A 13,720-nucleotide genomic window follows, 5' to 3' on the forward strand; every position below is an offset into this window, starting at 1 on the left:
ACTTACCGGCACTCCGCCATGCTCCGGGGGAGCTGTTGTTGCGCCGGCCGCTCATTACTGCTGTGACGGGCTTACCCGTCCGGTTCTACTGACACCGGCTGCCAGATGCCTGGCGGTCAGTGCGTTCTTCCGGAAGCTCACCGGTGATAGCCGGGTCGTAGCCACCTTCGAGTCTACTATCGCCGGGCTGCCCACCGCCATTCCCGGACGCACGGGGTGCCCATTGCCTAGACTCGGAGCCATGACTTCCGCCCACGGCTCCGCAGCCATGCCGCCGCAGAACACAGCGGCCACGGCCGGGCAAGCGCGTCTGGCCACACCGGACCGTCCGGTGCCCGGTCCGAAGGCGCCTCGGGCAAGTAAGTTCCTTACGGCGGCCTGCCGCTGGCTGGCGCTCCTGCCCACGTTGCCGGTGCTGGTCCTGTCAGTGCTCCGGGCAGTCCCGGTCGAATGGCCGGTGCTCGCAGTCCAGCTGCTGTCTTTCACACCGTGGCTGGCGGTTCCCGCTGCAGTGGCCGTGGCCCTGGCGGCTGTGGAGCGGAGCAGGTGGCTGCAGTTGTCCGCCGGAGTGCTGCTGCTGTGCCAGGCGTTCTGGCTTTTCCCTTTGGACACAACGCGTCCTGCTGCTGCGTCGGCTGGCGCCACCGTGCCGCTGACGGTCATGAACATCAATTCCGAGTTCGGCGAGGCCGACACCGCCGGGATCGTTCGTCTTGTCAGGGATAACGGCGTGGCGCTGCTGGCGGTCCAGGAACACACGCAAGGGCTTCAGGACAGACTTTCCGCGGCTGGCCTGGACGGGGTGCTGCCATACCGGATCAGCGAACCGACTAACGACGCCGGTGGCAGCGCCGTGTACTCGCGCTACCCGATGGAACTGGTGGGCCATGTTCCGGACACGCCGTTCAGGATGCCGACCGTCCGCCTGATGGCTGAGGAGTACGGCGCGGTGGCCGTGCTGGAAGTGACCAACGTCCATGTGCTGCCGCCCGTGGATGTCAGGGTTGCCCAGTGGCGAAGCGACCTGGCGGCGGTGGGCAGGGTGGCTGAACGGCCGGGTAACCGGCTGCTGATCGGTGACTTCAACGCTACGTATGACCACTCCGAGTTCCGGGCGCTCCTTCGTACGGGCACGGACGGTCCGGGACTGGTTGATGTTGGGACAGCGTCCGGGTCCCGTCTCACGCCCACCTGGCCCATGGAAGGTCCGCTGCTGCCCGGGATCACGATCGACCATCTGGTCACCTCACCGCAGGTGGGGAGCGCCGGTTACCAGGTCCGGCGGGTTCCGGGAACGGACCACGCGGCCGTCTTGGCCACCCTCGCCATACCGGCCGGCTAGGCACGCCGTGAGGAAGTTCCGCCGATCAGCCGCAGCGGATCAGTTCACCCCTTGCGGATCAGCTTGTGGTTGGCCGCCTGGGCAACGGGCCGGATCACGATCTGGTCCAGGTTGACGTGGTGCGGCGCGCTGACGGCATAGCGCACCACGTCCGCGACGTCGTCCGCGGTCAGCGGCTTCTCAACGCCTTGGTAGATCTTCTCAGCAGCGCCCTTGTCGCCGAGCCGGTTCCGGGCGAACTCCTCGGTGCGGACCAGTCCTGGGGCCACTTCGATGACGCGGATGTTGTGCTCCGCCTCTTCCAGCCGGAGGGCGCCGGTCAGTGCGTGCTGGGCAAACTTGGCGGCGTTGTAGCCGCTGCCGCCCTCGTAGGCAACGAGTCCGGCGGTCGATGTCAGGTTCAGGACGGTACCTTCGCCGTTGGCGCGGAGCATCGGCAGGAACGCGCGGGTGAGCTTCATGGTGCCGAGGACGTTGACCCGGTACATCCATTCCCAGTCCTCGGTGTTGGCAGCGCCCACCAGGTCAGCGCCCCGCGCCCCGCCGGCGATGTTGATGAGTGTCGCCACACCGCCCGCTTCGGTGACGCGGGCAAGCAGCCTGGCGACGTCGTCGTCCTCGGTAATGTCGGCCGGAATTCCGACGGCGCCTGTTTCAGCTTCCAGCGCGGCCAGCCGTTCGGCGCGGCGTGCCACAGCGAACACCGTCCAGCCTTCCGCCCGCAATGCCCGCACGGTCGCCTCGCCGATCCCGGTGCTGGCCCCGGTAACCACCGCGGCCTTGTTCTGGTGCGAATCGTTTTGTGCTGCCTGGTTCTGTGCCGTCGCATTGCGTGGATCCTCAGTCATGGCACCACACTAACGGCAGCGCAGCTACCGGTGCTTGAGGATGAACTCGAGTAACACCCGTGCGTGCTTCACCTCAGGATCCCGCGCTCCGTAAAGGAGAGTCACCCCGGCTGTGGGTGGCCGCCAGGTCCAGAAGCGTGACAACGGCGCGGTTGCTCGCCAGCTCCTGCCGGTACTTCAGCCTGCTCAAGCGCTCCTTCATGTGCCCGAATTCCTGCCGCAGCGGCGCTGAAGGCGCAACGTCCTTCAGCCAGAGGTCGAACTGGGCGTCGGCCCTGCTGACCCCGCGCGGCCACAGCCTGTCCATCAGAACCCGGCAGCCGTCGTCGTCAGCGGGTGCGTCATAGATGCGATTGATCCCAAAAGATTCCGCGGTTGTGCCCATCTCCCGCATGCTGCGGCAGGCCGCGTCACCGGAACATGAAACAATTGCAAGATGGCTGAAGACACTCAGGGTACAGACACGCCCTCCACCGCCCCTATCAACGTTCCGGACAAGCCCGCCCTTGAGGGGCTCGAAGCTGCCCTCACGCAGCGCTGGCTTGCCGAAGGGACCTACAAGTTCAACCCGGACACCACCCGGGAGCAGGTCTATTCGATCGACACTCCCCCGCCCACCGCATCGGGCTCCCTGCACGTGGGGCACATGTTCTCCTTCACGCAGACGGATGTGCTGGCCCGCTACCAGCGCATGATCGGCAAGAACGTGTTCTACCCGATGGGCTGGGATGACAACGGCCTGCCCACCGAGCGCCGCGTGCAGAACTATTACGGCGTGCGCTGCGACCCGGCCATCCCGTACGACGCCGGCTACCGCGCCCCGGCAGAGCCCGCCAAGAACCAGCGCGATTTCGACGTTGTCTCGCGCCGGAACTTCATCGAGCTGTGTGAGGAACTGGCGGTGGAGGACGAGAAGGTCTTCGAAAGCCTGTTCCAGCAGCTCGGCCTCTCCGTGGACTGGCAGCTGACCTACCGGACCATCGACGACGCCTCCCGCGAAGTCTCCCAGCGCGCCTTCCTGGCCAACCTGGCAGCCGGCGACGCCTACATGGCCGAGGCGCCAACCCTGTGGGACATCACCTTCCGCACGGCTGTGGCCCAGGCTGAGCTCGAAGACCGCGAAGTTGCCGGCGCGTATTACCGCTACCCGTTCTTCACCGAAGACGGCGAAAAGATCTACGTCGAGACCACCCGTCCCGAACTCCTGGCAGCCTGTGCCGCGCTGGTGGCAAACCCCGACGACGAGCGGTACCAGCCGCTGTTCGGCAAGAAGGTCACGTCCCCGGTCTTCGGTGTTGAGGTTGAGGTCAGGGCCCACCCGCTGGCCAAGGCGGACAAGGGCTCCGGCATCGCCATGGTGTGCACCTTCGGTGACCTCACCGACGTCACCTGGTGGCGGGAACTCCAGCTGCCCACCCGCGCCATCGTTGGCCGGGACGGACGGATCATCGGCGAAACACCGGACTGGATCACCACCGGCGCCGGCCGCGCCGCCTACGACGCCATCGCGGGCAAGACCGTCTTCAGCGCCAAGGAAGTAGTAGTGGAGCTCCTGGCCGCCGAAGATCTGATCGACGGCGAACCGAAGAAGATCATGCACCCCGTGAACTTCTACGAAAAGGGCGATAAGCCCCTCGAGGTTGTCACCTCACGCCAGTGGTACTACCGCAACGGCGGCCGCGACGAAGAGCGCCGCGCACGCCTGATCGCGCGCGGCCACGAGATCGACTTCCACCCGGCCTTTATGCGGTCCCGCTACGAGAACTGGATCTCCGGGCTGAACGGCGACTGGCTGGTATCCCGCCAGCGCTTTTTCGGTGTGCCCATCCCCGTCTGGTACCCGCTGGATGCTGACGGCAACCCGCAGTACGATGCCCCGATCGTGCCACTGGACGAGCAGCTGCCGGTTGACCCCGCGGCCGATGCCGCACCGGGTTACGACGAGGCCCAGCGCGGTGTTCCCGGTGGCTTCGCCGGCGACGCCGACATACTGGATACGTGGGCCACGTCTTCCCTGACCCCCCAGATTGTGGGCGGCTGGAGCCGGGACGAGGACCTCTTCGCCAAGGTGTTCCCGTTTGACCTGCGCCCTCAGGGCCACGACATCATCCGCACCTGGCTCTTCTCCTCGGTAGTCCAGGCTGATGCGCTGCAGCACGCCGCGCCGTGGAAGCATGCCGCCATCTCTGGCTGGATCCTGGACCCGGACCGGAAGAAGATGTCCAAGTCCAAGGGCAACGTGGTGGTTCCCACCGATGTGCTGGACGAATTCGGTTCCGACGCCGTCCGCTACTGGGCCACGTCTGCCAAGCTCGGCGCGGACACGGCGTACGAGATTGCGCAGATGAAGATCGGTCGCCGCCTGGCCATCAAGCTGCTGAACGCCTCAAAGTTCGTCCTGAACCTGGGTGCGACGGAGAATTCTGTGGTCTCCAGCGATCTCTCGGTCCTCACGAATCCGCTGGACCGCGCCGTTCTGGCCCAGCTGGCCGAGGTGGTGCGTCAGTCCACCAAGGCGTTTGAGAACTACGACTACGCCCGGGCCCTGCAGATCACCGAGAGCTTCTTCTGGCAGTTCACGGACGATTACGTGGAGCTCATCAAGGACCGCGCCTACGGTGCCGCTGGCGACGCTGAGCAGGCATCCGTGCTGGCAGCACTTGCCACCAGCCTGGACACGCTGCTCCGCCTGTTCGCCCCGTTCCTGCCTTTCGCCACCGAAGAGGTCTGGGGCTGGTGGCGCAACGGCTCCGTGCACCGTGCTCAGTGGCCGACCGCAGTGGCCGTGGACGGCGACACCACCCTGCTCGCCACTGTGGGCACGGCCCTGAGCGGTGTCCGCAAGGCAAAGTCCGAGGCCAAGGTCAAGCAGCGCACCGAGGTCCTCTCCGCCACCATCACGGCCTCGGAATCCCTGACCACACAGCTGAAGGCCGGACTTGGCGACCTGAAAGCAGCCTCGAACGCCCGCGAACTGACCCTCGTGGCAGGCGACGGCGAACTGACAGTCAGCGACGTTGTGCTGGCCGCTCCGGAGGAACAGCCCAAGGCCTGACCGGATGTAGCCCCGTTTCGGGGCAGCAGCCCCGTTTTTGGGCAAAGGGGAAGCCCCATCAGCGTTTTGCCGTTGGTGGGGCTTCGACTTTTCGGCCATCCTGGTGACGTCTTTGATGGTCTGGCAGGATCCTCGGATCTTCAGGTCTTCCTACCTCGTCACTGGTAGCTTGTATCTGACTTTGCCAATGGCTGCGTCGGATACATATCACTGAATCTTTGGTTCCTGCGTCCCACTTCATTCGAAGTGGGTAAGAACCATTGTTGTCCCGCCGGTTTGGATGCGCAAGAGCCCCGGAAGAACTACATCAGAGTAATTCTTCCGGGGCTCTTTGCTGTCTACGTCAGTTGAATTCGGGGCGTTCGCTGCGGCTGCGCTTGATCTCGAAGAAGTGCGGGTAGGAGGCGAGCGTGATGGTGGCATCCCATAGCTGGCCCGCCTGTTCGCCGCGCGGGATGCGCGTCAGCACGGGGCCGAAGAAAGCAGTTCCGTTGACGGCAACAACCGGCGTTCCAACGTCCTGGCCCACCAACGAGATGCCCTCCTCATGACTGGCCCTCAACTGGGTATCAAAGGCGTCCGTGGTGGCTACGTCTGCCAGGCCGGCCGGGAGTCCGCACTCGGCCAGTGCCTTGCTGATGACATCGCCGAAGTCCTCCTCCCCGCCAAGGTGGATCAGTGTGCCCATGGCGTCGTAGAGCGGCCTCACCACGTGGTCACCGTGCTGCTCCTGCGCCGCGATGATGACCCGGACCGGACCCCACGCCTTGTCCATCATCTCCCGGTAGCCCGCGTCAAGGTCCCGGCCCTCGTTGAGCACAGCCAGGCTCATCACATGCCACACCGTTTTGATGTCGCGGACAGCCTCAACCTCACCGATCCAGCGTGACGTGATCCAGGCAAACGGGCACAGCGGATCAAACCAGAAGTCGGCCTGGTTGATGGTTGTTTCAGTCATGCGTGAGTCCTATGGTTCCTGGGCGTGCGGGGATGGAAGGCGGAAGTGTCAGTCGGGGTGGCGGACGCGTCAGGCGGACTTGCGTCGCTTGGTCACGTGCGGAATAAGGGTGGGCTCGGCCTTGCTGAGGACAACGTCAGCGGTGATGACCACGCTTGCCACGTCTTCGCGGCTGGGGAGGTCGAACATGACCGGGAGCAGCACTTCCTCCATGATAGCCCGCAGGCCACGGGCGCCAGTGCCACGCTCAAGGGCCTGGTCGGCGATGGCATTGAGGGCGTCGTCATCGAAGACGAGTTCCACGCCGTCGATCTGGAACATCTTCTGGTACTGCTTGACCAGGGCGTTCTTCGGCGTGGAGAGGATCTGGATGAGGGCGTCGCGGTCAAGGCTGGAGACCGTGGTGATCACGGGCAGGCGGCCGATGAATTCCGGGATCAGGCCAAACTTCAGAAGGTCCTCGGGCATAACTTCGCCGTAGGAGTCCACCTTGTTGCTGGCATCGTTGAGTGGGGCGCCGAAGCCGATGCCCTTGCGTCCGGAACGCGAACCAATGATCTCTTCCAGCCCGGCAAAGGCGCCCGCCACGATAAACAGCACGTTGGTGGTGTCGATCTGGATGAATTCCTGGTGGGGGTGCTTGCGTCCTCCCTGCGGAGGAACTGAGGCTACGGTTCCTTCGAGGATCTTCAAGAGGGCCTGCTGCACGCCCTCACCGGAGACGTCCCGGGTGATGGAAGGGTTCTCGCTTTTGCGCGAAATCTTGTCGATTTCGTCAATGTAGATGATGCCCTGTTCGGCCTTCTTGACGTCGTAATCCGCCGACTGGATGAGCTTGAGGAGAATGTTCTCGACGTCCTCACCCACATAGCCGGCTTCGGTGAGCGCCGTGGCGTCGGCAACAGCAAACGGAACATTCAGCCGCCGCGCCAGTGTCTGGGCCAAGTAGGTTTTACCGCAGCCGGTAGGGCCGATCAGAAGGATGTTGGACTTGGCGATTTCGACGTCGTCGTGGTGGCCGCCCTCGGCGAGGCTGCCGCTCTTGGGGGCGTGGCCGGCCTGAATCCGCTTGTAGTGGTTGTAAACGGCGACGGCGAGGGAACGCTTGGCAGGTTCCTGGCCGACGACGTATTCCTGCAGGAAGTCGAAGATCTCGCGGGGCTTGGGCAGTTCGAAGCTGCCCAGATCGGCGACTTCCGCGAGTTCTTCCTCAATGATCTCGTTGCAGAGTTCAATGCATTCGTCGCAGATGTAGACACCGGGCCCGGCAATGAGCTTGCGTACCTGCTTCTGGCTCTTTCCGCAGAAAGAACACTTCAGCAGATCCGTGCTCTCGCCAATCCGAGCCATATGTGAACCCCTTTAGTATCTTGCTGCCAGGCAGCTGTGCACCGTTGCTGGAATCGTGGCGGGCCTGGGAGGACCGGCCATGACATCTTCCACTCTAGGTCACAATTGCGCCCAAGGGTGGAAAGCGAAGGCCGGTGCGGCCCAAATAACTGGGACCGCACCGGCCGCCGAAGAGCCGTACTACCTGGTAATTGCCTGTGGCTTGATCTTGCGGGAATCAAGGACCTGGTCGATAAGACCGTAATCCAGGGCGTCGGCCGCGGTCAGGATCTTGTCGCGTTCGATGTCGTTGTTGACCTGCTCTGAGGTCCGGCCCGAGTGGTGTGCCAGCGTGTCCTCAAGCCAGGCTCGCATCCGCATGACTTCGGCCGCCTGGATCTCGAGGTCCGAAGCCTGGCCGCCCTGGCCGCCGGACAGTGCCGGCTGGTGGATCAGGACACGGGCGTTGGGCAGCGCCAGCCGCTTCCCGGGCGTACCGGCAGCCAGCAGGACCGCGGCGGCGCTGGCCGCCTGGCCAAGGCAGACGGTCTGGATCTCGGGCCGGATGTACTGCATGGTGTCGTAGATCGCCGTCATGGCGGTGAACGAGCCACCCGGGGAGTTGATGTACAGGGTGATGTCACGATCCGGGTCGGTGGACTCAAGGACCAGCAGCTGGGCCATGACGTCGTCCGCGGAGGCGTCATCCACCTGGACGCCGAGGAAGATGATGCGGTCCTCGAACAGCTTGGTGTAGGGGTCCTGGCGCTTGAAGCCGTAAGGCGTGCGCTCTTCGAACTGGGGAAGGACGTAGCGGCTGGTCGGAAGATTACCGGCAGTCGATCCGAAGTTGTAAGTCATTTTTGTTGCTCCTGATCTAAGTGTTCTAAGTGCCGGGTTACTTCTCGGATGCTGACTCGCCGGAGGTACCACTGGCGGTTCCGCCGCCGCCGGAGACGGAACCGGCGTGGGCCGCGATCTTGTCGAAGAAGCCGTATTCGAGGGCTTCAGTCGCGGTGAACCACTTGTCACGGTCGTTGTCCCTGAGGATGGTTTCCACCGGCTGACCGGTCTGATCCGCGGTCAGTTCGGCCATAACCTTCTTCATGTGCAGGATCAGCTCGGCCTGGATCTTGATGTCCGATGCCGTGCCGCCGATGCCGCCGGAGGGCTGGTGCATCAGGACGCGGGCGTTGGGGGTGGCGTAGCGCTTGCCCTTCGTGCCGGAGGAGAGCAGGAACTGGCCCATGGAGGCTGCCAGGCCTGTGGCGACTGTGACGACGTCGTTCGGGATGAACTGCATGGTGTCATAGATGGCCATGCCCGCGGTCACGGAGCCGCCGGGAGAGTTGATGTAGAGGTAGATGTCCTTTTCCGGGTTCTCGGCGGACAGGAGCAGCAGCTGCGAGCAGATAGCGTTGGCGTTGTCGTCACGCACCTCGGAGCCCAGCCAGATGATGCGCTCTTTCAGGAGGCGGTTGTAGATGTAGTTGTCCTGGCCGGCCGGATCTACAGTCGCCATCCGGGGGGCCTCTGCGTGCTGTGACATGTGTAATTACCTCTCGCTGGTGACGGTGACATCACTGAACTTCACTACTTGGACACTAACCGGTTTGGTGGCCGATTTGTTCGCGGGAATCGCGCTGTTCGCTGACGGCGCACGATCCCTGCGACCGCCCGTTAACCAAGGCAGCCCCCGGACCAATAGGTCCGGGGGCTGCCTTCAGTCGCACTGCCAGGGGCGTGCTAGAACTTCACGGCTGCCGGATCGTCACTCGGGGTGGCCTCGGTCTCGGCGTTGGTGTTTTCAACTGCGTTCGTCGCGGCTTCGCCGTCAACGACGGGAGCCTCTTCTTCGCCGCCGGGGCGGACGAAGTCGCTGAGGTCAACAGTCTTGCCGGCGGTGTCGGTCACGGTGGCCTGGCCCAGGACAACAGCCAGTGCCTTCCGGCGGCGGACCTCGGAAACCATCATGGGAACCTGGCCGCTCTGATCGATGATCTGGGCGAATTGGTTCGGGTCCATGCCGTACTGGCTGGCGGCGCTGACGATGTAGTCGATCAGCTCAGCCTGGCTGACGTTGACTTCTTCCTTTTCGGCAATGGCGTCAAGGATGACTTCGTTCTGGAAGGCCCGGGCGGTGTTGGCTTTGACCTCTTCGCGGTGCTCCTCGGTGTCATGTTCGCCTTCACCGTGGCCGTTGCCCTCCTTGAAGTGGGCATCGAGCTGCTCTTCAACCACGGAGTCCGGAACCGGAACCTCAACGAGCTCAACGAGCTTGTCCAGGACCTTGTCACGGGCCTCTACGCCCTGCTCAACAACCTTGGATTCGGCAGCCTGCTTGGCCAGATCCTCACGGAGTTCGGCCAGGGTGTCGAACTCGGAGGCCAGCTGGGCGAAGTCGTCGTTGGCTTCCGGAAGCTCGCGCTCCTTGACGGCCTTGACAACAACCTTCACCTGGGCGGACTCGCCGGCGTGGTCACCGCCCACCAGGGTGGTTTCGAAGATGGCGTCTTCGTCAACGCTGAGGCCTGTGACGGCCTCGTCCAGGCCCTCGAGCATGGTTTCCGTGCCCACCTGGTAGGACAGGCCGGACGCCGAATCAACGTCGGCACCGTCAATGGTGGCCGTGATGTCGATGGTCAGAAAGTCGCCGTCGGCCGCCGGGCGATCCACGGACTTCAGCGTGCCGAAGCGGCCGCGCAGTTCATCCAGGGCCTTGTCTACGTCTTCGTCCGAGGATTCCGCTGCGGCTACCTCGACCTTGATGCCGGCGTAGTTGGGAAGTTCGATCTCCGGACGGATATCAACCTCGGCGTGGAACTTCAGTTCCCCGTCCGTGGAGCTGGGGTCCGGAACTTCGGTGATCTCCACCTCGGGACGGCTCAGGGGGCGGATGCCGGATTCCTGGACTGCAGCCTGGTACCAGCCGTTGAGGCCTTCGTTGATGGCCGTCTCCAGAACGTAGCCGCGGCCAACGCGCTGGTCGATCAGCTTGGACGGGACCTTGCCCTTACGGAAGCCAGGGACCTGGATCTGCGAAGCAACAGTCTTGTATGCCTCGTCGATGCTGGGCTTCAATTCCTCAAAAGGGACCTCAACATTGAGCTTGACCCGCGTGGGGGTGAGGTTCTCGACAGCGCTCTTCACGGTCTAAGTACTCCTGGGTTTGTGGGATGGGTTTCTGCAAACGCATTTTTCTGCCCGGGCCATATGCACGGCCCGAGCCGCAGAGTCGGGGTGACAGGATTTGAACCTGCGACTTCCTGCTCCCAAAGCAGGTGCTCTAGCCAAGCTGAGCTACACCCCGTAAGTGCACAGGCAAGTCTACGGTCATCCGGGCGTTCTTTGCACATTTGACACGTGGGGCATGAATTAGGTTTAGTTGTATCCGGCTTCAACAGCCAGCCCGAAGAAACGCAGCACAGCCTGATGCAACAGCTGAGCTGCATTTTTCCGGGGACGTAGCTTAATGGTAAAGCCTCAGTCTTCCAAACTGATTACGCGGGTTCGATTCCCGTCGTCCCCTCCACACAAGCAGGGCCCCTCGCTGAGGGGCCCTGCTTTTTGTTGGCTGGCTTTTGTTGGCTACTGCTGGCAGCCCGGGCACCAGTACAGCTTGCGGCCCACCATTTCGGTGATGGCCACCGGCACGGCACAGACCCGGCAAGGCTGCCCTTCACGCTTGTACACGAAGTGGGCGTCGCCGCCCGCGGGCAGGACCGCCCCTGGTTCCCAGTATTCCGGCTCCCAATACACCGGTGGTGTAGTGATGATCCGCCCGTCGCGGACGCCGTCGGCCATTACTGCGGCCGTGTCGTCCCACAACAGACCGGCGGCGCTGCTGGTGAGTCCAGTACCCGGCAGCCACGGACCCAGCCGCTGCCGGAACAGCACTTCGGCCCGGTAGACGTTCCCGACGCCGGCAATCACCTTCTGGTCCATCAGCAGGGCCGCGATCGGCGTCTTGCGGGACAAGAGCCCCGTCACAAAGCGGGTCCTGTCCGAGGGTTGGTTGTGCAGCGGATCCGGCCCCAGCCGGGCCAGGACGGCCCGCGCTTCGGCCTCGGTGATGGCCGCGCAGGTGGTGGCACCGCGCAGGTCTGCCCAGCCATGGCGGCTGACCAACCGGACGCGCACGGCGCCCCGGGGCTCGGGCGGGCCTGCGTACTCAACCGTCCCGGCGTCATCGACAATGTCGCGGTCATCGAAAACCTCGCGCTCCCCGATCTTCCGCGGGGCGCCGATGCTGGAGGCCCCGCTGAACGTTGCGTCGCCGCCGAAGTCCCAGGCACCATAGAGCCCCAGGTGGACGTGCAGCACCACGGCGTGGTCAAAATGCAGGAAGAGGTGCTTGCCGTGGGCGCGCGAATCCGTCATGACCTGGCCGTCCAGCAGGGCTGCACCGGCAACGAACCGGCCCTGCGGGCTGCTGACGGATAGCGACTCGCCGGTAAAAACGTCCCCGAACTGTTGCGCCAGGCGGCGGACTGAATGCCCTTCGGGCACTACTCGATGACCTCGCCGGTGGCTTCGTAAGCCGCAATCTTGCCGATGCGGCGGACGTGCCGCTCGTCATTGCTGAACGGCTCAGCCAGGAAGGCCTCGATCAGTTCGGTTGCTTCTTCGACCGTGTGCTGGCGGCCGCCCACGGCCACCACGTTGGCGTCGTTGTGTTCACGCGCCAGGGTGGCGGTGGAGTGGTTCCAGGCGAGGGCTGCGCGGACCCCTTTGACCTTGTTGGCCGCAATCTGTTCCCCGTTGCCCGAGCCGCCCAGGACAATGCCGAGGGCATGGATTCCTGCCTGCTGGTCAGCCACGACGGCGAGCGCTGCGTGGATGCAGAAGGACGGATAATCGTCCAGGGCGTCGTATTCCTTGGGTCCGTGGTCCACCACGTCGTAGCCCTTGGCCGTGAGGTGGCTGACCAGGTGGGCGCTGAGTTCCATGCCTGCGTGGTCGGTGGCGATATGTACCCGCGGGAAGGCAGGGGAAGAGGTCACAGCAGTATCCGTTCGTTTCGGCGCCGGGGCCAGCAGTGCTGGTTCAGGCCAGGGTCAGATCAACACGGACAAGGATACTAGGCCTCCGGGGCGCGTTCGCCAGAGGCCCCCCTGTGCGCCCTGGCAGCTACCCGGGTCAGGACTTCTGCCAGCCGGGCCGCAGATGCCGGGCTCCCGCCGCTGACCGCAATGTTGCGCCCATCTGTTTGATGAACGACGACGGCGGGGCCGCTGCTGACCAGCATCGCGGCGGTGCCGCTGTGGTTGCGGTAGCCCCACCCGCCGTAGTCGGCGGCGCGGACGTCCGCTGCGCTTGCGGTGGAGATCGCGGCCGCTGGCACATCCATGACCGGCAGCACGCCGGCCACCAGGACACGCAGGCCGCGGCGGTCGGCCTTGACGCGGGCGCAGAGGAAAGCAGCCGCCACCACAGCGAGGGCAGCCACCAGGGCCCCGAGCCAGGGCAGCGCCACAGCGATCAGCGCAGCCGGGAACAGGCTGGCCACCGCGATCATCACAAAGACGGAACTGCGGGCGTGCACCCACATCCGGAAGGTGTCTCCCGCAAGCTCCGGGTCAAGCTCGCGGGCGAGGGCCAACTCCAGGGCCCGGTCATCCTCGGGCGACCACTGCCTGTCGGCTTTGAAGACGAAGCCCATGATGACGCCCAGCGACAACGCCGCCCCGCTCCCGAGAGCGAGTACCGTGAGATCCACCAGGGACTCCCGGGCGTCGGCGAGGCCGGCCTGGCCCACCAGCCCGGCCGCAAGGACGCTGGTGATGAACAGGCTCAGGAACAATCCCATTCCCATCATGATCCGGCGCATAACAGCGGGCCGCGACAGCGGTACCGCCTGGAACAGCACCAGCCAGCCTGAGGCGATGATGAGCAGCGCGCCGCCGCCCGCATAGGCGCCGAACGGGGCAAAGGAGGCGCCGCCGTCGGCCGTCCAGCTGACCGCTACGGGGTCCGGAAGATCGGGCCGCAGCAAAAAGGCGCAGAACACAAAAGCCGCCGCCAGGACCACGGGAAAGCCCACCGCGAAGCGCAGTGCCTTGGTATCCACCGAATCCCGGAACTTTCCCATGCATTAACGCTACTCCCGCCGGAGGCCGTGACAGAATGACTTCACTGTGCCGGAGCAGGCCACCGCCCGCCGGCAACCGCAACCCCTTCTGGAGGCC

The 13,720-nt window shown here is 64.5% G+C and carries 12 protein-coding genes and 2 tRNA genes; 3 read left to right on the forward strand and 11 right to left on the reverse strand.

Features of this window, described 5'->3' with window-relative positions:
- The first annotated feature begins 241 nt into the window (after positions 1-241).
- Entirely contained in the window at positions 242-1,342 is a 1,101-nt protein-coding gene (locus ACZYZ4_RS04495) for an endonuclease/exonuclease/phosphatase family protein (RefSeq protein ID WP_463858542.1), read from the forward strand.
- 44 nt (positions 1,343-1,386) lie between these two features.
- Here the strand turns inward: ACZYZ4_RS04495 and ACZYZ4_RS04500 are convergent, their stop codons facing one another.
- The gene (locus tag ACZYZ4_RS04500) at positions 1,387-2,190 is read right to left on the reverse strand and encodes an SDR family oxidoreductase (RefSeq protein WP_463858544.1); all 804 of its coding nucleotides are present in this window, start codon (positions 2,188-2,190) and stop codon (positions 1,387-1,389) included.
- 73 nt (positions 2,191-2,263) lie between these two features.
- Positions 2,264-2,575, reverse strand: coding sequence for a DUF488 domain-containing protein (locus ACZYZ4_RS04505; RefSeq protein WP_463858546.1), 312 nt, complete (start codon positions 2,573-2,575; stop codon positions 2,264-2,266).
- 51 nt (positions 2,576-2,626) lie between these two features.
- On the opposite strand from ACZYZ4_RS04505, the gene valS reads away from it, so the two are divergent.
- On the forward strand, positions 2,627-5,245 hold the full coding sequence (gene valS, locus ACZYZ4_RS04510) for a valine--tRNA ligase (RefSeq protein WP_463858548.1): 2,619 nt from the start codon (positions 2,627-2,629) through the stop codon (positions 5,243-5,245).
- A 343-nt stretch (positions 5,246-5,588) separates the two neighbouring features.
- On the opposite strand, the gene ACZYZ4_RS04515 is transcribed toward valS, so the two are convergent.
- The 6 genes from ACZYZ4_RS04515 to ACZYZ4_RS04540 form a co-directional block, all read right to left on the reverse strand.
- On the reverse strand, positions 5,589-6,203 hold the full coding sequence (locus ACZYZ4_RS04515) for a mycothiol-dependent nitroreductase Rv2466c family protein (protein WP_463858549.1): 615 nt from the start codon (positions 6,201-6,203) through the stop codon (positions 5,589-5,591).
- Between the two features lie 69 nt (positions 6,204-6,272).
- Entirely contained in the window at positions 6,273-7,553 is a 1,281-nt protein-coding gene (gene clpX, locus ACZYZ4_RS04520; protein WP_463858551.1) for an ATP-dependent Clp protease ATP-binding subunit ClpX, read from the reverse strand.
- Between the two features lie 180 nt (positions 7,554-7,733).
- Positions 7,734-8,393, reverse strand: a complete 660-nt coding sequence (locus ACZYZ4_RS04525; protein WP_463858553.1) for an ATP-dependent Clp protease proteolytic subunit — start codon at positions 8,391-8,393, stop codon at positions 7,734-7,736.
- Positions 8,394-8,430: 37 nt separating this feature from the next.
- On the reverse strand, positions 8,431-9,054 hold the full coding sequence (locus ACZYZ4_RS04530) for an ATP-dependent Clp protease proteolytic subunit (RefSeq protein ID WP_463858645.1): 624 nt from the start codon (positions 9,052-9,054) through the stop codon (positions 8,431-8,433).
- 224 nt (positions 9,055-9,278) lie between these two features.
- Positions 9,279-10,682 (reverse strand): trigger factor, encoded by a 1,404-nt coding sequence (gene tig / locus ACZYZ4_RS04535; protein ID WP_463858555.1) that lies wholly within the window; start codon positions 10,680-10,682, stop codon positions 9,279-9,281.
- Between the two features lie 85 nt (positions 10,683-10,767).
- A tRNA-Pro gene (locus tag ACZYZ4_RS04540) sits at positions 10,768-10,842 on the reverse strand.
- A gap of 148 nt (positions 10,843-10,990) precedes the next feature.
- On the opposite strand from ACZYZ4_RS04540, the gene ACZYZ4_RS04545 reads away from it, so the two are divergent.
- Positions 10,991-11,064: transfer RNA gene (locus ACZYZ4_RS04545), tRNA-Gly, on the forward strand.
- Between the two features lie 56 nt (positions 11,065-11,120).
- Here ACZYZ4_RS04545 and ACZYZ4_RS04550 read toward each other — a convergent pair.
- The 3 genes from ACZYZ4_RS04550 to ACZYZ4_RS04560 form a co-directional block, all read right to left on the reverse strand.
- The gene (locus ACZYZ4_RS04550) at positions 11,121-12,041 is read right to left on the reverse strand and encodes an Fpg/Nei family DNA glycosylase (RefSeq protein ID WP_463858557.1); all 921 of its coding nucleotides are present in this window, start codon (positions 12,039-12,041) and stop codon (positions 11,121-11,123) included.
- Positions 12,041-12,535: a ribose-5-phosphate isomerase gene (locus tag ACZYZ4_RS04555; protein WP_463858559.1), complete on the reverse strand. Its 495-nt coding sequence runs from the start codon at positions 12,533-12,535 to the stop codon at positions 12,041-12,043. Before ACZYZ4_RS04555 ends, ACZYZ4_RS04550 begins: the two co-directional genes overlap by 1 nt.
- Positions 12,536-12,612: 77 nt before the next feature.
- On the reverse strand, positions 12,613-13,623 hold the full coding sequence (locus ACZYZ4_RS04560; protein ID WP_463858561.1) for a hypothetical protein: 1,011 nt from the start codon (positions 13,621-13,623) through the stop codon (positions 12,613-12,615).
- Positions 13,624-13,720 lie beyond the last annotated feature (97 nt).

The sequence above is a fragment of the Pseudarthrobacter adonitolis genome, assembly GCF_055412845.1.